The sequence below is a fragment of the Nocardiopsis sp. iso_238 genome (assembly GCF_056173325.1).
The window spans coordinates 3,325,424-3,346,322 of sequence record NZ_CM149668.1 but is presented as its reverse complement, the minus strand read 5'-3'; the positions used below and the strand labels follow the sequence as shown (position 1 = coordinate 3,346,322).

The 20,899-nt window shown below is 72.8% G+C and carries 21 protein-coding genes and 1 pseudogene; 12 read left to right on the top strand and 10 right to left on the bottom strand.

Features of this window, described 5'->3' with window-relative positions; translation table 11 throughout:
• Positions 1 to 50 precede the first annotated feature (50 nt).
• Positions 51 to 710, top strand: a pseudogene (locus tag AC0VYL_RS15040) (lytic polysaccharide monooxygenase auxiliary activity family 9 protein); the annotation flags it as partial.
• A 76-nt stretch (positions 711 to 786) separates the two neighbouring features.
• On the top strand, positions 787 to 1,458 hold the full coding sequence (locus AC0VYL_RS15035) for a maleylpyruvate isomerase family mycothiol-dependent enzyme (protein WP_475480514.1): 672 nt from the start codon (positions 787 to 789) through the stop codon (positions 1,456 to 1,458).
• Positions 1,459 to 1,483: 25 nt separating this feature from the next.
• On the opposite strand, the gene AC0VYL_RS15030 is transcribed toward AC0VYL_RS15035, so the two are convergent.
• Positions 1,484 to 2,056, bottom strand: coding sequence for a hypothetical protein (locus tag AC0VYL_RS15030; RefSeq protein WP_475480513.1), 573 nt, complete (start codon positions 2,054 to 2,056; stop codon positions 1,484 to 1,486).
• A gap of 100 nt (positions 2,057 to 2,156) precedes the next feature.
• Positions 2,157 to 2,750: a flavin reductase family protein gene (locus AC0VYL_RS15025; RefSeq protein WP_475453492.1), complete on the bottom strand. Its 594-nt coding sequence runs from the start codon at positions 2,748 to 2,750 to the stop codon at positions 2,157 to 2,159.
• A gap of 50 nt (positions 2,751 to 2,800) precedes the next feature.
• Between AC0VYL_RS15025 and AC0VYL_RS15020 the strand changes: the two genes are divergently transcribed.
• Complete coding sequence (locus AC0VYL_RS15020; protein ID WP_475480512.1) at positions 2,801 to 3,757, top strand: threonine ammonia-lyase; 957 nt, start codon at positions 2,801 to 2,803, stop codon at positions 3,755 to 3,757.
• Positions 3,758 to 3,763: 6 nt separating this feature from the next.
• Here the strand turns inward: AC0VYL_RS15020 and AC0VYL_RS15015 are convergent, their stop codons facing one another.
• A complete protein-coding gene (locus AC0VYL_RS15015; RefSeq protein ID WP_475480511.1) occupies positions 3,764 to 4,117 on the bottom strand; it encodes a hypothetical protein in 354 nt (117 codons plus the stop codon).
• 266 nt (positions 4,118 to 4,383) lie between these two features.
• On the bottom strand, positions 4,384 to 4,539 hold the full coding sequence (locus AC0VYL_RS15010; protein WP_475453485.1) for a hypothetical protein: 156 nt from the start codon (positions 4,537 to 4,539) through the stop codon (positions 4,384 to 4,386).
• A 181-nt stretch (positions 4,540 to 4,720) separates the two neighbouring features.
• Between AC0VYL_RS15010 and AC0VYL_RS15005 the strand changes: the two genes are divergently transcribed.
• A complete protein-coding gene (locus AC0VYL_RS15005) occupies positions 4,721 to 5,026 on the top strand; it encodes a hypothetical protein (RefSeq protein ID WP_475480510.1) in 306 nt (101 codons plus the stop codon).
• 53 nt (positions 5,027 to 5,079) lie between these two features.
• On the opposite strand, the gene AC0VYL_RS15000 is transcribed toward AC0VYL_RS15005, so the two are convergent.
• Positions 5,080 to 6,537 carry an alpha/beta fold hydrolase gene (locus tag AC0VYL_RS15000; RefSeq protein ID WP_475480509.1) on the bottom strand — a complete coding sequence of 486 codons (1,458 nt, stop codon included), beginning with the start codon at positions 6,535 to 6,537 and terminating at the stop codon, positions 5,080 to 5,082.
• 278 nt (positions 6,538 to 6,815) lie between these two features.
• Here AC0VYL_RS15000 and AC0VYL_RS14995 point away from each other — a divergent pair, with 278 nt between their 5' ends.
• Positions 6,816 to 8,066 carry a sensor histidine kinase gene (locus AC0VYL_RS14995; protein ID WP_475480508.1) on the top strand — a complete coding sequence of 417 codons (1,251 nt, stop codon included), beginning with the start codon at positions 6,816 to 6,818 and terminating at the stop codon, positions 8,064 to 8,066.
• A gap of 75 nt (positions 8,067 to 8,141) precedes the next feature.
• On the opposite strand, the gene purB is transcribed toward AC0VYL_RS14995, so the two are convergent.
• Positions 8,142 to 9,572 (bottom strand): adenylosuccinate lyase, encoded by a 1,431-nt coding sequence (gene purB, locus AC0VYL_RS14990; RefSeq protein WP_475480507.1) that lies wholly within the window; start codon positions 9,570 to 9,572, stop codon positions 8,142 to 8,144.
• A 137-nt stretch (positions 9,573 to 9,709) separates the two neighbouring features.
• Here purB and AC0VYL_RS14985 point away from each other — a divergent pair, with 137 nt between their 5' ends.
• On the top strand, positions 9,710 to 11,125 hold the full coding sequence (locus tag AC0VYL_RS14985; RefSeq protein WP_475480506.1) for a sensor histidine kinase: 1,416 nt from the start codon (positions 9,710 to 9,712) through the stop codon (positions 11,123 to 11,125).
• On the top strand, positions 11,092 to 11,781 hold the full coding sequence (locus AC0VYL_RS14980; protein WP_475480505.1) for a response regulator: 690 nt from the start codon (positions 11,092 to 11,094) through the stop codon (positions 11,779 to 11,781). Before AC0VYL_RS14985 ends, AC0VYL_RS14980 begins: the two co-directional genes overlap by 34 nt.
• 16 nt (positions 11,782 to 11,797) lie before the next feature.
• Here the strand turns inward: AC0VYL_RS14980 and AC0VYL_RS14975 are convergent, their stop codons facing one another.
• Positions 11,798 to 12,511 carry a nuclear transport factor 2 family protein gene (locus tag AC0VYL_RS14975; RefSeq protein ID WP_475480504.1) on the bottom strand — a complete coding sequence of 238 codons (714 nt, stop codon included), beginning with the start codon at positions 12,509 to 12,511 and terminating at the stop codon, positions 11,798 to 11,800.
• Between the two features lie 190 nt (positions 12,512 to 12,701).
• Between AC0VYL_RS14975 and AC0VYL_RS14970 the strand changes: the two genes are divergently transcribed.
• Complete coding sequence (locus tag AC0VYL_RS14970) at positions 12,702 to 13,658, top strand: oxygenase MpaB family protein (RefSeq protein ID WP_475480503.1); 957 nt, start codon at positions 12,702 to 12,704, stop codon at positions 13,656 to 13,658.
• Between the two features lie 35 nt (positions 13,659 to 13,693).
• Positions 13,694 to 13,915 (top strand): DUF3099 domain-containing protein, encoded by a 222-nt coding sequence (locus AC0VYL_RS14965; RefSeq protein WP_475453459.1) that lies wholly within the window; start codon positions 13,694 to 13,696, stop codon positions 13,913 to 13,915.
• A gap of 45 nt (positions 13,916 to 13,960) precedes the next feature.
• Here AC0VYL_RS14965 and AC0VYL_RS14960 read toward each other — a convergent pair whose 3' ends face one another.
• On the bottom strand, positions 13,961 to 15,058 hold the full coding sequence (locus AC0VYL_RS14960) for a pyridoxal-phosphate-dependent aminotransferase family protein (protein WP_475480502.1): 1,098 nt from the start codon (positions 15,056 to 15,058) through the stop codon (positions 13,961 to 13,963).
• 162 nt (positions 15,059 to 15,220) lie between these two features.
• Between AC0VYL_RS14960 and AC0VYL_RS14955 the strand changes: the two genes are divergently transcribed.
• The 3 genes from AC0VYL_RS14955 to AC0VYL_RS14945 all read left to right on the top strand — a co-directional run bounded on the left by AC0VYL_RS14955 (position 15,221) and on the right by AC0VYL_RS14945 (position 18,733).
• Entirely contained in the window at positions 15,221 to 15,754 is a 534-nt protein-coding gene (locus tag AC0VYL_RS14955; RefSeq protein ID WP_475480501.1) for a GNAT family N-acetyltransferase, read from the top strand.
• A gap of 163 nt (positions 15,755 to 15,917) precedes the next feature.
• Positions 15,918 to 17,411 carry an aminopeptidase P family protein gene (locus tag AC0VYL_RS14950; RefSeq protein ID WP_475453452.1) on the top strand — a complete coding sequence of 498 codons (1,494 nt, stop codon included), beginning with the start codon at positions 15,918 to 15,920 and terminating at the stop codon, positions 17,409 to 17,411.
• Between the two features lie 320 nt (positions 17,412 to 17,731).
• Positions 17,732 to 18,733, top strand: coding sequence for a hypothetical protein (locus AC0VYL_RS14945; protein WP_475453449.1), 1,002 nt, complete (start codon positions 17,732 to 17,734; stop codon positions 18,731 to 18,733).
• A 259-nt stretch (positions 18,734 to 18,992) separates the two neighbouring features.
• On the opposite strand, the gene AC0VYL_RS14940 is transcribed toward AC0VYL_RS14945, so the two are convergent.
• Together AC0VYL_RS14940 and AC0VYL_RS14935 are read right to left on the bottom strand one after the other, a co-directional pair.
• The gene (locus tag AC0VYL_RS14940) at positions 18,993 to 19,913 is read right to left on the bottom strand and encodes an LLM class flavin-dependent oxidoreductase (protein WP_475480500.1); all 921 of its coding nucleotides are present in this window, start codon (positions 19,911 to 19,913) and stop codon (positions 18,993 to 18,995) included.
• 33 nt (positions 19,914 to 19,946) lie between these two features.
• Entirely contained in the window at positions 19,947 to 20,858 is a 912-nt protein-coding gene (locus AC0VYL_RS14935; RefSeq protein WP_475480499.1) for a patatin-like phospholipase family protein, read from the bottom strand.
• Positions 20,859 to 20,899 lie beyond the last annotated feature (41 nt).

Sequence of the window (20,899 nt, the reverse complement as noted above, 5' to 3'; positions counted from 1 at the left end):
GCCGCGTACCGCGCGCGGTCGGGTTCCCCCCAACACAGGAGGAGAGACCTGTGCGATCACGTCACACCATCACCACCACCCTGGCGCTCGGAGGCCTGGCCGTCGGCTACGCCGTCGTCGCCGCGCCCAGCCCGGCCGAGGCCCACGGTGCCTTCACCTATCCCGCCTCACGGACCTACGCCTGTTTCCAGGACGCCACCGGCGGCAGCTCCGGGGGCGCCCTCCAGCCCGTCAACGCCGCCTGCGCCGACGCCCTCGACGAGGGCGGCGACTACGCCTTCTGGAACTGGTTCGGCAACCTGATCAGCGACTCCGACGGTCAGCACCGGGAGTTCGTGGCCGACGGGGAGCTGTGCGGTCCGACCGAGCAGTTCGCCGCCTTCAACGCGGCCCGTACCGACTGGCCGTCCACCCCGTTGCAGCCGAACACGACGGTGGAGTTCCACCACAACGCGTGGGCTCCCCACCCGGGGACCTTCTTCACCTACGTCACGGTGGACGACTGGGACCCGAACTCCCCGTTGACCTGGGACGACCTTGAGCTGGTCGACGAGGTCGTCGACCCCCCGCTGCGCAGCGGGGGAGAGGCGGGCGCCGAGTACTACTGGGACGTGGACCTCCCCGACCGCGAGGGGCGCCACGTCGTCTACTCGGTCTGGGAACGCTCCGACAGTCCCGAGGCCTTCTACAACTGCTCCGACGTCGTCTTCGGGTGACGACCAGGGGAGGCGGGTCCGGTGCCGGGCCCGCCTCCCCGTTCCTAACGCTGTTAGGTAACCTGGGTCGATGGACTCCGCGCGCATCTACCAGAACTGCCAGGACCGCCTCCTCGACCTGGCCCCCACCCTCGACCGGGAGCAGCTCGCCACCGTCGTGCCCGCCTGCCCGGACTGGACCGTCCAGCAGGTGTACGCCCACGTCACCGGGCTCGGCGCGGACGTGGTGAGCGGTGCCGTCACCCCGCCGGTCGGTGACGAGGTCACGGCGCGCCAGGTCGCGGACCGCGCCCACCTGGACATCGGCGCCATCACCGACCAGTGGCGCGAGGGCGCCCCCGCCCTGTTGGAGCTGCTTCGGACCCAGACGCGCAGGCGCTACGGCCTGCTCGCCCTGGACCTGTGGCACCACGAGAACGACGTGCGGGGAGCCCTGGGGCTGGCCGCCCGGACCGAGGACGCCGACCAGCTCGCGGACTTCCCGCTGGGCGGGCTGGCGAAGGCCTGGTCGGCCGACGGCCCCGGCGTGCTCGTGCTCGCCACCGACACCGGTCAGGAGTGGAGCCTCGGAGCGGACCCGGGTCTCACCCTGCGCGGCACGGCCTACGAGCTGGCCCGGGCGGTCACCGGACGGCGCAGCGTCCGGCAGATCCTGGCCATGGACTGGACCGGCGGCGACCCCGCGCCCGTGGCCCCGTTCCTCCCCACCCTGCCCGCCCCCGAGGCCGACCTCACCGTCTGACCGGCTCCCTGGGCGGGGTGGGTCGTCAGCCCTCGCGGAGGAACCGCTCGGCCTCGCCACGGAGTGGTTCGGGGGCGACCGCCCAGATCGGGAGAGTCATCAGGGCGCGTAGCCTCACCTCCTTGACCTCACGCGGAGCGTCCCGGCCCAGCCCCACGTGGGACCAGAGCTGCTCCAGGCGGTCGTAGGAGAAGTCCCAGGTCACACCCACGCCGTCCTCGGCCAGGGCCACGGGCGGGACCGACATGACGTGGACCTCGTCCGCAGTCGCCGCCGGAGTGATCTCGACCAACTCCAGCCCGAACCACTCCGTCAACCCGCGGAACAGGGCGCGGTGCGCCTCCACAGTGGCGGGTGAGGGCCGCCCGTCGTCGAAGTACAGGGCGAAGATCCACCCGTCGTCATCCAGTCGGCCCAGGTCAAGGACCAGCTGGTTCCCCGTCTCGTCGGTGAACCGGCGGTGGGCGATACTGGCCGCGGCGCCGTGGCCCTCGGTTCGGGCCGTTCCCCGCTGGAGCTGGAGCATGTCGTGCAGTTGGTTCAGCCGTTCGTCCGTCAGTTCCCCGTGGGAGAGAGCCACCAGTGCGGGCAGAAGCATGGGCGTTCCTTCGTCTGTCAGGTATTCGTGAGGTGAGGCCTGAGGGAGAGGTGCGTGTTCGCCCCCGCGGACAACTGCTCGACTTCGCTCCACCGGTTGCTCAGGGCGTGTAGGGGATGCGGTCGACGGCCCGCACCTCGCCCAGGGTGGACCACTCGTTGCGCCCCAGCCGCGCCATCGGACGCAGCAGGGTGACCTCGGGAAGGCCGTCCACCAGGACGGACTCGTCCACGGCCACGTTCTGGACCCGGCCGAACACCACGGTGGAGTCGCCCAGACGCAGCGTGGAGTGCAGGGCGCACTCCAGCGCCACCGGCGACGCCGCCACCCGGGGCGGCCGCACCGTCGTGCTCGCCTCCCGCTCGACGCCCAGCTCGTCGAACTCGCTCAGGTGCGGCGGGTAGTCCGTCGCGGTCGCGTTGACCAGGTCCTGGAGCGGTTCGGTGGCCAGGTTGACCACGAACTCACCGGTGGCCTCGGCGTTGCGCAGGGAGTCCTTGCGCCCCACCGAGGTGAACTGCACGATCGGCGGTTCCGTGCAGGAGATCGTGAAGAAGGAGTGCGGCGCCAGGTTGTCCACGCCGGACTCGGAGGTGGTGGAGACCCACGCGATCGGGCGCGGGAGGACCACCGACGACATCAGCTTGTAGAAGTCCCGGCCGGGCAGGGCGACGGGGGTGTATTCGGTACGCATCACGGCCGATTATCCCGTGTGCCGGTGGTGGGGGCGGGCATACCCTCCGGATGGAACTGGTCACCGCCGACGACGTCCGCGCCGCAGCCACCCGGATCCAGGGCCACGTGGTGCGCACCCCCCTCACCGCGGGCCCCCACGGGACGGACCTCCTTCTCAAACCGGAGAGCCTGCAACCCACCGGCGCCTTCAAACTGCGCGGCGCCACCAATGCCGTCGCCCAGCTCACCCCGGTCCAGCGCGAACGCGGGGTGGTCACGCACTCCTCGGGCAACCACGGCCTCGCGCTGGCCCTCGCGTCCGCCCGCCAGGGGGTGCCCTGCACCGTCGTGGTGCCGGAGGGCGCCCCGGCGGTCAAGGTGGACCGGATCCGCGGCTACGGTGCGCGTGTGGTGACCGTGCCGCCCGCCGAACGCCTGGCGACCGCCACCGAGCTTCGCGACCGCGAGCTCCGCGCGTTGATCCCGCCCTTCGACGACCCCCGGGTGATCGCCGGTCAGGGCACCGTGGGTCTGGAGATCCTGGAACAGTCGCCCGAGGTCACCACCATCGTGGTGCCGGTCGGTGGGGGAGGTCTGGCCTCCGGCGTGGCCACGGTCGCCTCGACGGTGCACCCCCGGGTGCGCGTGGTCGGCGTGGAGCCCGAGCTGGCCGCCGACGCCGCCGAGAGTCTGCGTGAGGGGCGCCTGGTCACCTGGGAACCGGAGCGCACGCACCGGACCATGGCCGACGGGGTGCGCGTCTGCCTGTCCGAACGCACCTTCGCGCACCTGTCGGCCCGGTTGGACGAGATCGTCACGGTCTCCGAGGCGGAGATCGCCCGGGCCGTGTCCGAGCTCGCCCACGGGGCCCGGCTGGTCTCCGAACCCAGCGGGGCGCTGGCCACGGCGGCGGTACTGGCGGGGAAGGTGGAGACGGTGCCGGGGCGACCGGAGGCCACGGTCGCGGTGGTCTCGGGCGGCAACGTCGACCCGGCCCTGTTCACACGGCTGACCTCGGTGGACTGACGGGGCTCAGTCGTCCAGACGCACGGTGACGGTGACCCCGCCCCGCCGGTCAGTGCTGGCCACGGCGTGCCCGGACCGCACCCCGTCGGGCAGCTCCAGGGAGAGGGGGCCGCCCTCGCCGGTGAAGTTGCGCCACCACCGCTTGCGTTCGGGCAGGGCGACGCCGATGGTCACCGTCGAACCGCTGAGCCGGTAGGCGACCGGGGTGGAGAACGCGCGCCCCGACCTCCGGCCGGTGTAGGTGACCACCGTCAGGCGTCGACGCAGCGGCCGACCCCAGCGGGGTGAGGCGCGCAGCGCCATCACACACCGGTTGACGGGCCGGACCACACGCTGCGGGATCGGACCTGAGAAGCGCACGGGGACTCCTGCCGTGGGGATGTTCCATGGGCGGGCGCGTCGGTGAACGGTGGACGCGTGGTCACCCTAGCCGTGCGGAGGCGGGGAGGGGCCGAAGTGAGAGGCCCGCGCCGCAGGGCCTCTCACCTGGCCCTGGCCTCAGGCGGAGCGCCAACGGGTACACACCCTGGATCGGCGCGGGTGTCGGGCTGAAGTCACCGATCTCCCCGGGGGGCAGGTCGGCGGAGACCACGAAGAGCTCGACCTCGAAGGTGTCCGGGAACGGGTCAGCCGTCGGTGGTGCGCCGGTCGGCGGAGGCCGCGCGGTCCTCGCGTCGGCGCATGGCCATGTCGGACAGGACGGCCAGGCCGAAGGCGATCACCATCGCCGCGATGACCGCCAGCGTGGTCAGGGCGGTGCCGAACGAGGTGGGGTCGGTCATGGGGAGCTCCGGGGGTCGAGGGCGCCAACGCTCGTGCGTCCGGCATGTCGCGCATGCCGACGCCCTCAACCGTAATAGGTGTTAACTTTCAGACCCAGTGTAAGCCCGAGTGAACTGCGTCATACCGATGGGCCGGGAAGTCCTCCGGTTGGTGGCTGCCGGTCGGGGGCAGGTTCCTGGCATGTCGGACGCCGAACCCACCCCCGACGGACGCCACGTCGTCGTCAGGGGCCGAAGGTGGCGGGCCAGCGACCCGGAGCTTCCGGAGCCGGTGCGCCAGCGCCTGGTCGACCTCCTCATGGAGGCCCGCCGGGGCGTGGCCGCCGCCCTGCGCACCGGTGACGCCGAGGCCGAGGGGCAGGCCAGGGCGAACGTGCGGCGCGCCAAGGAGGGGCTGGGGGAGAGGGGCACCCCCTGGTGGGAGATGCCCCTCGACGAACGCCGACGCCGCTGGCAACGCGCGCTGCGCGACCTGGGCGCCGACTGACGCCGGACACCGGCCTGCCCTCCCCGAGAAACGGGAGGGCACACCGGCCGTGCCTAGGGGGTGGGCGGAGCGGTGCCCGCGCAGGTGTCGGTGACCGCCTCACGGCTCTCGAAGAACTCCACCGCCGTCTCCGCGCACGGCAGGTCGGACAGTGTGCCGTGGCCGTCGTCCTCCACGCTCAGCACCCGGCCGCCGACGACCTCGCGCATGTCCAGGGCCCAGCGGTGGGGGGTGACCATCTCACGGGTGTGGCCGACCAGCTGGAGCGGGCTCTCCCCCTGGCTCAGCTCCGGCGCCCGGCCCGCCGTGGGCCAGCCCACGCACAGGTGCTCGTAGAAGCCCAGGGTGCCCATGGCGGGCAGCCGCTCGGCCCGTTCGGTCCGGTTCTGCCACACCCGGTCGAAGTCGCGCGGGCTCTCGGAGTCGTTGCACAGCAGCGCCATCTGGGCGAAGAAGGTGCCCCCGTCGGTCTCGGTGTCCCACCCGAACCCCTCGGCGCGGGGCTGCCCCAGTTCGGGGACACCCCCGTCCAGCAGGGACACCAGGGCGGCCGCGTTGTCGGGCCACTCGCGCTCGGGCGTGGGCAGCAGCGCCGTCACGGTGTCGTCGTTCACCACCGTTCCGTCGGGTGCGGTCCGGGGGTCCTCCGCCAGCTCGTCGCGGAGCTCCAGCACCCGTTCCCGCACCGCGCCGCCCTCCGTGCCGAGGCCGTACTCCGCGTCGTGCTCGGCCACCCAGTCGGTGAACCGGTGGAAGACCTCCTCACCCGCCTCCGCCTGGCCCTCCTCCAGCCGGGACACGCTGGTGTCCGGGGACACCACCGAGTCCAGGAGCATGGCCTCCACCCGGTCGTCGAACAGGGATCGGTAGGTCGAGCCCAGCAGGGTGCCCCACGAGACCCCGTAGTAGCCGATGCTCTCCGCGCCCAGCGCCCGCCGGATCAGTTCCATGTCCCGGGCCACGTTCTCCACGGTCAGGGACTCGACCAGTTCCGGGTCGTTGGCGTGGCACTCCGCGTTGATCCGGGCGTGCTCCTCGGCGAGTGCGCGCGCCCGCTCCTCCGCGTCCTGCTCGGGCGAGGGATCGATCGCGGCGTAGTCGTCGTCGCACTCCAGCGCCGCGCTGTGGCCGACGCCGCGCGTGTCGAATCCGATGAGGTCGTGCCTCAGGCCCAGGTCCCCCGCCTCACTGTCGAGGATGCGCCCGGGCATGGTCACACCCTGCTGTCCCGGCCCTCCGGGGTTGAACAGCACCGGATAGGTGTTCTCCCCGGCGGCGGGGATCCGGGTGACAGCGATCTCGATGGTGCGGCCTTCGGGGTCGTCGTGGTCGAGGGGCACGGTCACGGTCCCGCAGAGTGTGCGTTCGTCGTCCTCGTCCCAACCGGCGGCCACCTCCGAACAGAGCCGCCAGTCCGGTTCCGGGGCGGGCACCGCACCGGCCGGGACCGCTCCGGTCGTGAGCAGCAGTCCCGACAGGGCGGTCAGGGTCGTACTTCGTCCAAGGGGCACGGGGGTCTCCGCTCGTGGGGGTGGGTGGTGGGCCTCCGCGAGGGGCGCGGAGGGAGTGCCGCACGCCCCGGTCTCGCGGAGTCGCCGTCATGCTACGGTCGGCCACCGCCTCCGGGCATGAGTCTGGAGGCGGAACCTCGGTGTCTCCGAAGTACCGGGCGGAGACCACCACCGCGTGTCCATGGTCGGTCCCGCCCCCCACTTTCGTGGGGGGCACGCGCCGAGGGGAACCGTCCCACGGTCCGGACACGGGGGCAGGCGTCCTACACTCAGCCCACATGCGCACCCGGATCCCTCACCCCAGCCGCTGCCTCGCCCGATGGCGCGGCCTGGACCCCCTCCGCCGACGCGAGTGGCGCTGGACCGTCGCCGACTGGCTGTACGCGCTGGGGACCGTGCTCCTGACCCTCCAGTTCCAGATCCAGTCCATGGACGGCTGGGGCCTGGCCGGAGCCTGGACGGGGGAGTTCTTCGAGGCCGAATCCGCCCGCTACGGGCCCGAGCTGCCGGGGCTGCTGTACTACGGGCTCCCCGTGCTGGGCGTGACGGCGACCATGCTGGTACGGCGTACCCGGCCCCTGTGGCTGCTGGGGTCGGCGCTCCTGCTGCTCGTGGGGTTCGGCAACGTCATCCCGGTGCTCGTGGCGGTCTACTCCCACGCCGTCCACGCCAGGGGGCCGGTCTCCCCGGTGGCGTGGTCCCTGGCCTACACCGCCGGGATCGTGCTGGCCTTCCGGAACGCCCCCGACATCGTGTTCATGGGCGTGATGGCCGTGCTGCTGCTCCTGGCACTCGGGCTGTACGTGGGCACCCGCCGCGAGCTGGTGGACGGGCTCAGGGAGCGGGCCGCACGGCTCGACCGGGAGCGGCACCTGCTCGCGGAGCGCGCGGTGAGCGCCGAACGCAACCGGATCGCCCGCGAGATGCACGACGTCGTCGCCCACCGGGTCAGCCTCATCGTCCTGCACGCGGGAGGTCTGGAGGTCTCCACCAGCGATCCCCGGGCCCTGGAGACCGCCGGGCTCATCCGGGGGACGGGACGCCAGGCCCTGGGGGAGCTGCGCGACATCCTCGGTGTGCTGCGAGAACAGCCCTCCGGGCCCGCACCCGCGCAGCCGCAGCCCACCCTGGAACGGGTACGGGAACTGCTCGACGAGTGGCGCGAGGCGGGGATGGCCGTCGAACTCCGGGACGGGCTCCCGGGGGTGGACGACCTCCCGCTCGCCGTCCAGCGCGCCGCCTTCCAGGTGGTGAAGGAGGGCGTGACCAACGCCGCCAAGCACGCGCCCGGGGCCGACGTGACCGTCACCCTCCAGCTGGGCGCGGACACCCTGACCGTGGAGGTCACCAACGCGGAACCGCCGAGCGACCTCGTGCCGCCGCCCGCGAGCGGGTACGGGCTGTCCGGGCTACGGGAGCGGGTGGGCGCGCTGGAGGGCCGACTCACCTCCGAGGTGACCACGGACGGCGGGTGGCGACTGAGCGCCGAACTCCCCACGGCGGTGGACGCCGGGCCCGAACCCGCCTGACGCCCGCGACGGCCCTGGAACCACGAAGGGGCCCGGGGGCGCCACGCGCCACCCGAGCCCCGACGGAGTACGGACCTACAGGATCGAACCGGGCGTGTAGGCGGCGGCCTCCGGACGGGCGGAGGTGATCTCCTCGATCCGCGCCACCACGGCGGCCACCTGGTCGGCGGCGGCCCCCGTGAAGGTGATCCGGTCGGCCAGCAGCGCGTCCAGGGCGGCGCGGTCCAGCGGGAAGCGCTCGTCGGCGGCCAGCCGGTCCAGCAGCTGGTTGCCCACGCCCTCCTGCCGCATGGCCAGAGCCGAGCCCACCGCGTGCTCCTTGATGAGCTCGTGCGCGGTCTCGCGGCCCACCCCGGCGCGCACCGCCGCCATCAGCATCTTGGTGGTGGCCAGGAACGGCAGGTAGCGGTCCAGTTCCGCGGAGACCACGGCGGGGAAGGCACCGAACTCGTCCAGCACCGTCAGCATGGTCTCGACCAGCCCGTCGAAGGCGAAGAACGCGTCCGGCAGCGCGACCCGGCGCACCACCGAGCACGACACGTCGCCCTCGTTCCACTGGTCGCCCGCCAGCTCACCGGTCATCGACGCGTACCCGCGCAGGATCACGGTGAGGCCGTTGACCCGCTCGCACGAACGCGTGTTCATCTTGTGCGGCATCGCGGACGAGCCCACCTGGCCCTCGGCGAAGCCCTCGGTGACCAGTTCGTGCCCGGCCATCAGACGGATCGTCCTGGCCAGCGAGGACGGACCGGCGGCCAGCTGCACCAGCGAGGTCAGCACCTCGAAGTCCAGCGAACGCGGGTACACCTGGCCCACACTGGTGAACCGGTGCTCGAAGCCCAGGTGGGAGGCGACCTCGTCCTCCAGCGCGTCCAGCGCCGCACGGTCGCCGCCGAGCAGGTCCAGCATGTCCTGGGCGGTGCCCACCGGGCCCTTGATCCCGCGCAGCGGGTACCGGGCGATCAGTTCGTCCAGGCGCCCGAGGGCCACCAGCACCTCGTCCGCGATCGACGCGAACCGCTTGCCCAGAGTGGTGGCCTGCGCGGCCACGTTGTGGGAACGGCCCGCCATGACCGTCTCGCCGTACTCGGCGGAGAGCCGGCCGAGCCGGGCCAGCAGCGCCACCACGCGGTCGCGCACCAGCAGCAGGCTGTCGCGGACCTGGAGCTGCTCGACGTTCTCGGTGAGGTCGCGCGAGGTCATGCCCTTGTGGACGTGCTCGTGACCGGCGAGGGCGTTGAACTCCTCGATCCGGGCCTTCACGTCGTGCCGGGTGACCCGCTCGCGCGCGGCGATGGAGGCCAGGTCGACCTGTTCGAGGACCTTCTCGTAGTCCTCCACCACTCCGGCCGGGACGTCCACGCCCAGACGCGCCTGGGCACGGAGCACGGCCAGCCACAGCCGCCTCTCGGCGACCACCTTGTACTCAGGGGACCACAGCCGGGTCAGCTCCGCGGACGCGTAGCGGGCGGCCAGGACATCGGGGATCACAGGTTTCGCGCTCACGTCGTCCCACCCTATCGCCCCCGGACGGGCCGGGCGCGCGTCGGTCCAGCCCCAGTTCACCGGTAGTGCCGTCCCTACCCCGAACCGGTGGGCCCGGCGGATGTCCCCGCCCCGCGCCGCGCCCTAGCGTTGGGGGCATGATCTCCCCGAACGTCCGTCGCAGAGGGCCGAGTACGCTGCTCCAGTGGCTCGCCAGCCCCCGGTACCTGCTCTCGGCCTGGCCGTGGCGGTCCCTGGCCTACTCGCTCACCACCCTGGTCGTCGGGGGAACGCTGGTCGTCGCGGCGATGCCCGTGTACGCGCCCTGGGCCGTGTTCGTGGCGCGGCTGGGGAACGGCCACGACGCCGGCGGGCAGGCGTCGTGGTTCCTGTTCGGGCTGCTCACGGTGCTCTGCTTCGCGCCGCTGGTGGCCATCCCCCTGGGGGCCCTGGAGCGTCGGCGCCTGTACCTGGTGATGCCGGAGGAGAACCGCAGCGGGCACCGGCCCCCTCCGGCGGGGTTGTGGGGCTGGGTGCGCACCCGCTACTCCGAGGCCGCCACCTGGCGCGAGGTCGCCTACGCCGCCGTCATGTTCCCGGTCTTCGGCCTGACCCTGCTGGTGACCTTCACGCTGTCGGTGGTCACCGCGGTCCTGGCGGCGGGCCCCGTCCTGCTGCTCGACGAGAACGAGGGCCCCATCGCCCTCGGCTGGACCACCCTCACCACGCCGTCCGAGGCCCTTCCCTACGCCTTCGCCGCCCCGTTCACCGCCGCCCTCCTCCTCTACGCCTGCGGGCTCATGTCCTACGGCCACGGAGTGATCGCCCGGGCCCTGCTGGTCGGACCGCCCAAGGAGGTGCTCCGCGCCGAACTCGACCAGGTCACCGAGTCCCGCGCCCGTCTGGTCAACGCCTTCGAGTACGAGCGCCGCCGGATCGAACGCGACCTGCACGACGGCGCCCAGCAGCGTCTCGTGGCGCTCAGCATGGACCTGGGCATGGCCCGCGTGGACCTGGACGAGGGCTCCCCGGCCGATCTCCGTGTGGCGGCCGCACAGACCAAGGTCGACGACCTCATCACCGAGCTCCGCGAACTGGTGCGCGGCATCCACCCGCGCGTGCTCACCGACCGGGGACTGCGCGACGCCCTCCAGGAACTGGCCGACCACTGCCCGGTCCCCGTCACCGTGGAGACCGCGATCCCGCACCGGTTGCCCCCGCACGTGGAGGGCACCGCCTACTTCGTCGTCGCGGAGGCACTGACCAACGTCTACAAGCACGCCCGGGCCGACGCCGTGACCGTGCGCGCCCACCTGGCACCCGGAGACCCCAGGGCCGCGACGGCCGGAGCCCCCGGCACTGCACGGGGGGACGGAACCGCCGTCCTCACTGTGGAGGTCACCGACGACGGCGTCGGCGGGGCCGACGCCGCCCACGGCAGCGGGCTGACCGGACTCGGTGACCGGGTCGCCGTCATGGGCGGGACAATGGGACTCACGAGCCCCGAAGGCGGGCCGACCCGAATCCGAGTGGAGCTGCCGTGCGGTCCGATCCCCGCGAACCCGACGCCGTGACCCCCGTACCCACCGTGCTCGCGGAGGACGGCGTGCTCCTGCGGGAGGGCCTGGTGGGCGTCCTGGAGCGCTTCGGCTTCCCCGTGGTGGCGGCGGTCGAGGACGGCGACGCCCTGGTCGAGGCGGTCACCGAACACCGGCCCCGACTGGTCGTCACCGACATCCGCATGCCCCCCGACTTCACCGACGAGGGCCTGCGCGCCGCCGTGCGGCTGCGCAAGGTCGACCCGGGGCTGGCGGTGGTGGCACTCAGCCAGTACGTGGAGCTCAGCTACGCCACCGACCTGCTCGACTCCGGCGACGGCAAGGGCGTGGGCTACCTGCTCAAGCAGCGGGTGGGGGACGTCCGCGAGTTCGCCTCGGTCCTGCGCAGGGTCGTGGAGGGCGCCACCTTCGTGGACCCCGAGGTGGTCCGGCAGCTGCTGCGCCGCAGTTCCGACCCGCTGGAACGCCTGACCGCCCGGGAGCGGCAGGTGCTGGAGCTGATGGCCGAGGGGCACTCGAACGGGGCCATCGCCCGCAAGCTCGTCGTGAGCGACGCGGCGGTCGGCAAGCACGTGGGCAACATCCTCGCCAAGCTCGACCTGCCGCCCGACGACGACGTGCACCGCCGGGTCCAGGCGGTCCTGGCCTTCCTTCGCGCGCAGGCCGACTGAACCCGGAGGCGGTCGCTCAACCGTCCATGGACCGGTCCACGACGACCACGGTCTCGTCGCCCACGACCCAGGCGTCGTGACCGGGCGGTACGAACGCCACCTGGCCCGCCCGAAGCTCGCTTTCGGAGCCGTCGGAGGTGCGGAACCGCATGGTTCCGCTCAGCAGGGTGAGCGAGTGGGTGGCCATGCACAGGTCCGTGCCCGCGGCGGGGCCGATGTGCTCGCTCCAGCGCCACCCCGGTTCCAGGGTGAGGCGGTTGAGGCTCTGGCCGCCCAGGTGCACGGACTCGGCGTGCCCGTGGTCGAACTCCATGCGTTCGTCGGAGGCGTCGAAGTCACCGATCCGCACGGCGCCCGGGGACTCCTCGTCCCAGGCCTGCACCATGGACTGGTGGACGATCCGGCCGTCCTCCAGGTCCAGCATGGAGATGCTCCTGACGGCGAGGCCGTCCGGGTAGGTGCACAGTTCCGTGTAGGCGGCGTGGTCGCCGTCCGTCACGCACTCCAGGACCTCGTGGTCCAGGTCCATCGAGTAGACCTGTCGGATCTGCTCCTCGATCGACGCGCGTCCGTGCAGGACGGTGGGTGCGCTGGGCGGGGTGCGGCGGTCGACGGTCTCCATGTCCGCGTCCTCCGCGAACTGGCCTACGAGGGTGTCGGTGTCACCGTCCTCGACGGCGCGCCGGAACACGTCGATGTCGAATTCCGTGCCGCTGGTGTTGACAGACATGGTGCGGGCCCCTTTCCGCTGGGAACTTCAGTAGGCACGTCGGACTCACGGGTGCCTCTCCCTCCACTCTCCTCGCCCCCCAGCTCCCGGTTCGACCAATCCCGGGTCAGGCCTGGGTTTGCCCGGGCCGGGGAGGGGGATCGACCGGTGGCGCGGAGGGGAGCGCACCGTACCCCCCGAAGGAGGCAGGATGAGGCCCACGGTCGCCGCTCCCGAGAGCGTCACCTGGAGGGTGCACCTGGACCGCTCCATGTGGGTGGCGGGCGTGCGCGCGCTCATGCTCCAGGCGCTGCACCCGATCGCCATGCAGGGGGTCTGGCAGCGCTCCGACTTCCGCTCCGACCCCACCGGGCGCCTGATGCGCACCGCGCACTTCGTGGCGGTCACCACCTACGGCAGCCTGGCCGAGGCCGAGGCCCTCGGGCGGCACGTGCGCCGCGTCCACCGCGCGCTGGGCTTCACCGACCCCGTCAGCGGCCGACTCCACCGTGTCGACCAGCACGACCTGCTCGTGTGGGTGCACTGCGCCGAGGTCAGCTCCTACCTGGAGACCTGCCACCGTGCCGGGGTGGAACTGAGCGCCGCCGACCGCGACCGCTACCTCGACGAACAGGCGCACACCGCCACCCTGGTCGGCCTCTCACCCGGAGACGTCCCCCGCGACGTCGCCGCCATGCGCCGCTACCTGGCGGCGGTCCGGCCCAGCCTGCGCGTGACCCCCGAGGCCCGGCGGGCGGTGCGGTTCCTGCTGTGGCCCAGCCTCCCCGAACGGCTCGCCTGGCTCACGCCGCTCAGGCCCCTCTGGTTCCCGGTCGGCGCCCTGTCGTACGCCACCCTGCCCCGGTGGGCGCGCAGGGCCTACGGGACGCTTCCGGAGGTCCCCGGGGCGGACACGGCGGCCACCGTGGGCCTGCGGGCGCTGCGCTCGGGGCTCAACCGGGTGCCCGAGCGCCACTACGACCGGATCTTCGACGAGGCCACCGTGCGCAGCGCGAACGAGGCCAGACGGCGGCTCCTCGCGGCCGGGTACCGGGTGGAGGACGGCCTGCGCGCGGCGCGCCGCACCGCCGACCCCCGGCCGCTCCGGGGCACCGTCCCCGGAACCGGGCCTCGACCCTCCCCGACACCGCGGGCTAACGTGGACTGAGGGGGCGACCTCACCATCGGTCCACCGGAGGTGACATGGTCAAACGCAGGAAGATCCGGTACGCGCTCGTCATGGGGACGTGCCTGGTGCTGTTCGTCGGCGCCACCCCCGTGTACTACGTGTTCGGCACGGGCTGGGCGGTGGCGATGTGCCTGGTCGCCATGGTGCTGCCGCCCGTCGCGGTGACGCTCGGGAGCATCTCCGACCCGGACGACCCGCGCGACCACGACAACAGGTACGGGCCCAACGCCGAGTAGGTCGGACGAACACGCCGACCCCCGCGTCGGGACCCGTACCCGGGGTCAGCGCTCCAGGACGCGCCGCAGGGCGCTCAGGGCCAGCTCGGCGCGGTCCAGACGGGCGTTGTGGCCCATCAGACCGATCCGCCACACCGTCGCCGCGTGGGGGCCCACACCGGCGCCGATCTCCAGGCCGTAGTCGCGCAGCAGCCGCTCACGGACCTTGCCCGAGTCCACCCCGTCGGGAACGCGCACCGAGGTCAGCTGCGACAGCCGGTGGCCCTCGGCGGCGAACAGCTCCAGGCCCATCTCCTGCAGGCCCTCGCGCAGGCGCGCACCAGCCGCCTCGTGGCGGGCGGAGACGGAGTCCACGCCCTCCTCCTCGATCCGCGCGAGCGCGGCGTCCAGGGAGGCGACCATCGCGGTCGGGGCGGTGTGGTGGTAGGCGCGCCCGCCCGGGCCGCCGCGCACGTACGCGCCGAGCAGGCCGAGGTCCACGTACCACACGGGCGGGGCCTGCACCCTGCGCTCCCAGGCCCGCTCGGAGAAGGTGAAGGGCGCCAGCCCCGGAGCCACGCCCAGGCACTTCTGGGTGCCGGAGTAGGCGATGTCCACCCGCCACTCGTCCAGGGACATCGGCATGCCGCCCAGCGAGGTGACGCAGTCCGCCAGCAGCAGGGTGTCGTCGGACCGCTCACGCAGGGCCCGGCCCAGGGCGCCGATGTCGCTGACCACGCCGGTGGAGGTCTCCGCGTGCACGGCCGCCACCAGCTTCGGGGCGGGGTGGGCGTCCAGGACGCGCCGGACGTCCACGGGTCGGCCCCACTCGTGGTCGACCCGGACCACCTCGGCGCCGTAGCGCCCGGCGACCTCGCACATCCGCTCACCGAACAGGCCGTTCACCGCCACGACCACGACGTCACCGGGGTGCACGGTGTTGGCGAAGGCGGTCTCCATCCCGAGGGAGCCGGTGCCGGAGAGCGGGAGTGTGAGCGGGTTCTCGGTGCCCCAGAGGGAACGCAGCCGCTCGCAGGTGCGTTCCAGCAGGGTGATGAACTCGGGGTCCAGGTGCCCGAGGAGCGGGGCCGCCAGGCCCAGAGTCGCCTCCGGGTAGGGGTTGCTCGGACCGGGCCCCAGTAGGGTGCGTTCGCTGACTGACATGGTCGAACACTAGCCGGGAAGGGCCGGTCGGGCCCAAACGGGGTGTTCCGGGGCCGTGCGTGCCCGTCCGCCTCGCAACCGTCCCCCGAGTGGGCCCGAACAAGGAAGGAGGCGGGCGTCTCCCGCCCAGCCGGAGGCTGGTGCCCGCACGCCCGAGCAACCATGACCGAGACCAACACCGAGACGGCCACCGGAGCCGACACCGACGGCGTGCGCATGCTGCGTGTGGCCCACGACGACCCCCGGGTGGAGGGGCTGCTCGCCGGACTCCTGGAGGAGTACACCGAACGCTACGGCGCCGAGGGCGCCGCGACCGAGCTCAGCCGCTACCCGGTCACCGAGTTCGTCGCCCCGCACGGCTGCCTGGTCCTGGCCGAGCTCGACGGGGAGGTCGTGGCCGGGGGAGCCCTGCGCCCGTACCGCCGGGACCGCGCGAGCCAGGCCGACACCGTCGAGTTCAAGCGTGTGTGGACCAGTGCCCGGCACCGGCGGCGCGGTCTGGGCCGACGGATCATGAACGCGCTGGAGGGCGCCGCGCGCGACCTCGGCTACTCCCGGGTCGTCCTGTTCACCGGCCCCTCCCAGCCCGAGGCCGTCGCCCTGTACGAGCGGATCGGCTACCGCTGGGTGGACCCCGCCACCGTGGAGGACCTGCCCTACCCGAAGGCCATCCCCTTCGCCCACGACCTGGCCTGACCCCCGGACGCACGGGCCTGCCGGCGCTGGTCCGGACGTTATGGGGAGCGCTATGTCCGGCGTGCGGACAAGGGTACGAACGCCCCCGTACGATGATGAGGAGGCCGCCACCAGCGGTCCCCGCTCCCCGCACCCTTTCGACGAACACTTGGAGAGTCACAACGTGAGCGAGCAGCAGCGTCCCGAGGCCGAGGTCGACGCCCCCGTGTTCAGGCCGCGCAAGAACGGCCAGGCGCAGTCGGTCTCCGACGAGCTCGCGGCGTGGATGACCACCGGCTGGGCCGACACCGAACTGCGGGACCTCGAACCGGTCGAGCAGGCCGAGCACACGGCCCGCCGCCGGGCCGCGCTCAGTGCCGCCTTCCCCGGCGACCGGCTGGTCATCCCCTCCGGTCAGCTCCTGACCCGCTCCAACGACACCGAGTACCCCTTCCGCGCCGCCACCGACTACGCCTACCTCACCGGTGACACCACCGACGGCAACTGCCTCGTGTTCACCCCGAAGGCCGACGGCGGCCACGACGTGGTCCTCCACCTCAAGCCGCGCTCCAACCGCGACAACGGCGAGTTCTGGCTCGGCGGCTACGGCGAGCTGTGGACCGGCCGCCGCAACAGCCTCGGTGAGGCCGCCGACCTGCTGGGCGTGGCCACCGCCGACGTGCGCCTGCTGCCCGCCGCCCTGCGCGCCGACGCCTCCGTCACCACCCGTGTGGTGCGCGGCCACGACGCCGAGATCGACGCCCTGGTGGACGAGCTGCGCGCCGACGCCGACGACGAGGCCCGCGCCAAGTCCGCGCAGCTGGACGAGGACCTCGGCGTCGCCCTGGCCGACCACCGCCTCGTCAAGGACGAGTGGGAGGTCGCCCAGCTCCAGCTGGCCGTGGACGCCACCGTGCGCGGCTTCGGCGACGTCGCCAAGGCTCTCCCGCAGGCCAGGGACACCTCCGAGCGCTACGTGGAGGGCACCTTCTTCCTGCGCGCCCGCGTGGAGGGCAACGACGTCGGTTACGGCACCATCGCCGCCTCCGGAGCCAACGCCACCACCCTGCACTGGACCCGCAACGACGGCCCGGTCCGCGAGGGCGACCTCCTCCTGCTGGATGCCGGAGTGGAGACCACCACCCTCTACACCGCCGACGTCACCCGCACCATGCCGGTCTCGGGCACCTTCACCGACCTCCAGCGCAAGGTCTACGACCTCGTCTACGAGGCGCAGGAGGCCGGGATCGCGGCCGTGGCCCCGGGTCGGCCCTTCACCGCCTTCCACGAGGCCTCCCAGCGCGCGCTGGCCGAGGGCCTGGTCGAGTGGGGCCTGCTCGAGGGTCCGGTGGACCGCGTCCTGGAGCTGGGCCTCCAGCGCCGGTACACCCTGCACGGCACCGGCCACATGCTCGGCATGGACGTGCACGACTGCGCCGTCTCCCGCCAGGAGAACCACCTCTACGGCGACCTGAAGCCGGGCATGGTCCTCACCGTGGAGCCGGGCCTGTACTTCCAGCCCGACGACCTCACCGTCCCCGAGGAGCTGCGCGGCATCGGCGTGCGCATCGAGGACGACGTCCTGGTGACCGAGGAGGGCCGCACCGTGATGTCGGCCGGGCTCCCGAGGTCCTCCGCCGACGTCGAGGCCTGGCTGGCCGAGCGCCTGCCGCGCTGACCGCGACGCCGCCGAGAGCGCACGGGCCGTCCTCCCTTCGCGGGAGGCGGCCCGTCGCCGTTGGCGCCGTCCTGGGATTCGGTCACCGGCGGGCCGGTCCGCCGGAAGTGGTCGACGGGTTTCGGCTGTCCGTAGCCCGAGCCCGTTCCGGGGTTGGAGTGGGGCATGACCGCCCTGTCCGGATATTCACCGGGGCTGGTGTGGAACCATCAGTGCTGATCCACCTACGGCCTCCCCGATCAGGGGGCGGTCCGATCTGGCACCCGCTACGGTTTTTGTGGCGAGCGGATACGTAAGACAGAACTGGGGGAGGTTCAGGCGTGCGCGCGGAACGGCTGTGGCGCAGGGGGCTGAGGTTTCCCCGCCTGTTCCTGGCGGAGCGGACGGTCCTCGTCCACGGCGACGTCGACCCCAACCCCGACCCCAGGAAGTCGCGGTACGAGGCGCGGGCCTTCGACACCCGCTCACTGCGTCCCCTGGGCACCGCCTTCGAGGCGCAGGGGCCGGTCAACCTGGCGCGGTCACCCGAGGGACAGGAGTGGCCCGGCACGGTCCTGGTGCAGGCCTCCCGGCGTTCGGTGACGGTGCGCGACCCGAGCACCGGCACGTCCCTGCTGGAGACCGACCTCGCGGAGCCCGGAGAGCTGTGGCCCGACGACGTGGCCCTGCGCGTCCTGGACAAGGAGGCGGTGGTCCTCCTCTTCGGTGAGGACGGCGACGGCGGCACCCGCTGGTGGGCGGTGGACCCGTTCACTGGGGCGACCGTCCCCGACCTCACCGACTCCCGGCCCGGCCACGAGGCCCGGGGGGAGCGGATGTCCTTCGCCGGTGACTTCCTGGTCGCACCGGGGCAGGACCCGGGGTTCGACCCGGTCATCCTCGCTGACTACGAACACCCCCGTGAGCGCGTGTACCGGCTGGAGGACGGCGAGTACCTGGGCGAGGTGGAGAGCCACGCCGACTCGGAGACCGTGGCGGCCCGGGTGGGCGGCCGATCCCTGCTGGCGGTCGCGGGCCGCATCCACTCCCTGCCCGACCTGGAACTGGTCGCTGAGCTGGGCGGGCCGCGCACGCTGGTCTCCCTGGCCGAGTGGGAGGGCGAGGCGGTCGCCGTCTACCAGGAGGAGGACGCCCGCCCCGGCGGCCTGGGCTCCTGGTACCTGGACCGGTTGCGCGTCCGGTACCTGGACCGCCCGGGACAGCCGGTCGTGGAGATCCCCGGAACCTGGCCGGGCGAGCTGGAGGACCTGGTCGCCGCCCCGGACCGGGTGGTGGTCCTGGCCACCACCGAGGGCGTCTACGCCCTGCACGTGACGGTCTAGGGAGTGTTTTTTGGATGCTTTCGCGGGTGGCGGCGGAGCCGCCATCGATGCGAGCGGCCTCCAGGCAATCTCTCGCAAGCCGTGGAGCGAGAGGCAGCCCGGGGTTGGCTGTCCGAGCTTCATCGGGGCAGTGAGAGGCAGCCTGGTGGTAACGCGAGGACACAGCGCCGAAGGCGTCCGTTGAGGGTGGTGGCGGGCGACGGGCGGGAGGAATGATCCAAAAAACACGACCTAGCCGAGGCCGGGCGGAACCCGTGGTCTAGCCGGGCAGCAGGGCGCGGGCCTCGGCCACGAAGTCCAACTGCTCCATCCATCCCACGTTGTCCGCGCTCGCGACGACGCGGTCCGCCCCGGCCTCCGCGTACGCCGCGTAGACCTCCGCGAGTTCCTCGGGGGTCCGCGCCGTGATCGGCGCCTGGACGGCCTCCTCCTCGGGGACACCGTGCTCCTCGACGAGTTGCCGGACCAGGGTGTCGTGTGCCTCGCGGGCCGAGGGCCCCTCCCCGAGGATGAGGTGGCCTCCCACGGTCACCGGTGGACGGGGGAGCCCCCGTTCCTCGGCGCGGCCACGCAGGCGTCCCACGGCCGCTTCCAGGACGGCGGGGGAGAGCTGGGAGGGGAACCACCCGGCGCCCAGCCGCAGGATCCGCTCGAAGGCCCGCTCGCCGCCGCCCACGAGGAGCGGCGGCATGGGCGCGGGCGGGGCCAGCCGCAGCGCCGTGTCGGCCGACGCGATACGGACCTCCTCGCCGGTGACCAGTGGCGGCAGGAGGTCGAGCACGGCGTCGGTGGTCCGGCCGCGCCCCGTGGAGGGGACGCCCAGCGCCCGCCACAGGGGTGAGTCGGGGAAGCCGCCGACGCCCACGCCCAGGATGATCCGGTCGGCGGACAGGTGTTGGAGCGTGGCGACCTGCGCGGCCAGCCAGGGGGCGGGTCTGGGCGGTACGGACAGGACCCCGAAGCCCAGCCGGACCCTCCGGGTGACGGAGGCCGCCGCGGCCAGGGCCAGGGTCGGTTCCAGGGCGGGTGTCCCGTCACCCAGGACCAGGTCGGCCACCCACAGTGACTCCAGGTCGCGCTCCTCGACCGCCCTGGCGGCCAGGGCGACTCCCGGGGTCCCGGGATCGGTCAGTTCGTCCATGGCGGTGGGCAGCACCGCGCCGATCTCGATCATGCTCATAGCACCACCCTGAACGCTCAACAATGGTTGAGGTCAAGTCGCCCCGGCCCCGGTGAGGTATCCCCGGGACGCCTCGTACGCACGGTCGATCCGACGCCGTACGGTGTCCAGCCTCCGGAACGCCAGCGGCCTGTCGTCGCCCTCCAAGGAACCCCCGCTGGGCAGCACGTGCAGCCGGACGTCCTCCGGCAGTGTCGCCAGGTCCCGGGCGAAGCGGTGGCGGCGTGCGATCTCGAAGGCCACCCGCGCCGTCTCCACCGGGTTTGCCGGTACCGACAGCGGTTCCTCCACCCGTCCCACCTGCAACACGTACACCGTGCGCGCGCCCGCACGCACGGCGGCCTCGATCGGGATGGAGTTGACGATCCCGCCGTCCATGAAGTGCTCACCGTCGATCCGGGTCGGCGGCAGCAGCCCCGGGACGGCCGAGGAGGCCAGCACGGCCTCGATCAGCGGCCCCTCCGAGAACCAGTGCTCGGCGGCGCGTTCGATGCTGGCCGCCACCACCCGCAGCGGTACCGCCAGGTCCTCGAACACGGGATCCGGGCCCAGCATCTTCACCAGCAGGCGGCGCAGCGGGTCGGGCGAGATCAGGTGGGTGCGGGTCGTCACGATGCGGTGCAGCTGACGGCCCACCGCCTCCCCGAAGACCGTGTTGGCCTCCTCGGAGGTCCAGGTCCGGGTCAGCCGCTCCACCGCCTCCCACGAGGGGTCGGCGGCCAGCACCGCGCCGTTGATCGCGCCGATGGAGGTTCCCACCACGAGGTCCGGGGTGATCCCCTCCTCCAGCAGCGCGCGGATCATGCCCACCTCGACGGCACCGCGCACCCCGCCGCCGCCGAGGACGAAGGCCACCGGGCCGGGGTCGCGTGCTCCGGAGGGGGAGGCCGTGGGATCGCTGGGAACGGGCGTGGTGCCACGGGGGGTCTCGGACGCGTCTGTCACCCGGACAGTCTAGGAAGGGGTCCCGGCCGGGCGGGGGTCGC

Coding starts and splice junctions, on each gene's coding strand:
- AC0VYL_RS15025 (WP_475453492.1), bottom strand. CDS start 2,750: ATGCGTACCGAATACACCCCCGTCGCCCTGCCCGGCCGGGACTTCTAC.
- AC0VYL_RS14960 (WP_475480502.1), bottom strand. CDS start 15,058: ATGTCAGTCAGCGAACGCACCCTACTGGGGCCCGGTCCGAGCAACCCC.
- AC0VYL_RS15020 (WP_475480512.1), top strand. CDS start 2,801: ATGGAACTGGTCACCGCCGACGACGTCCGCGCCGCAGCCACCCGGATC.
- AC0VYL_RS14975 (WP_475480504.1), bottom strand. CDS start 12,511: ATGTCTGTCAACACCAGCGGCACGGAATTCGACATCGACGTGTTCCGG.
- AC0VYL_RS15010 (WP_475453485.1), bottom strand. CDS start 4,539: ATGACCGACCCCACCTCGTTCGGCACCGCCCTGACCACGCTGGCGGTC.
- AC0VYL_RS14965 (WP_475453459.1), top strand. CDS start 13,694: ATGGTCAAACGCAGGAAGATCCGGTACGCGCTCGTCATGGGGACGTGC.
- AC0VYL_RS14940 (WP_475480500.1), bottom strand. CDS start 19,913: ATGAGCATGATCGAGATCGGCGCGGTGCTGCCCACCGCCATGGACGAA.
- AC0VYL_RS14995 (WP_475480508.1), top strand. CDS start 6,816: ATGCGCACCCGGATCCCTCACCCCAGCCGCTGCCTCGCCCGATGGCGC.
- AC0VYL_RS15035 (WP_475480514.1), top strand. CDS start 787: ATGGACTCCGCGCGCATCTACCAGAACTGCCAGGACCGCCTCCTCGAC.
- AC0VYL_RS14985 (WP_475480506.1), top strand. CDS start 9,710: ATGATCTCCCCGAACGTCCGTCGCAGAGGGCCGAGTACGCTGCTCCAG.
- AC0VYL_RS15005 (WP_475480510.1), top strand. CDS start 4,721: ATGTCGGACGCCGAACCCACCCCCGACGGACGCCACGTCGTCGTCAGG.
- AC0VYL_RS14955 (WP_475480501.1), top strand. CDS start 15,221: ATGACCGAGACCAACACCGAGACGGCCACCGGAGCCGACACCGACGGC.
- AC0VYL_RS15030 (WP_475480513.1), bottom strand. CDS start 2,056: ATGCTTCTGCCCGCACTGGTGGCTCTCTCCCACGGGGAACTGACGGAC.
- AC0VYL_RS14970 (WP_475480503.1), top strand. CDS start 12,702: ATGAGGCCCACGGTCGCCGCTCCCGAGAGCGTCACCTGGAGGGTGCAC.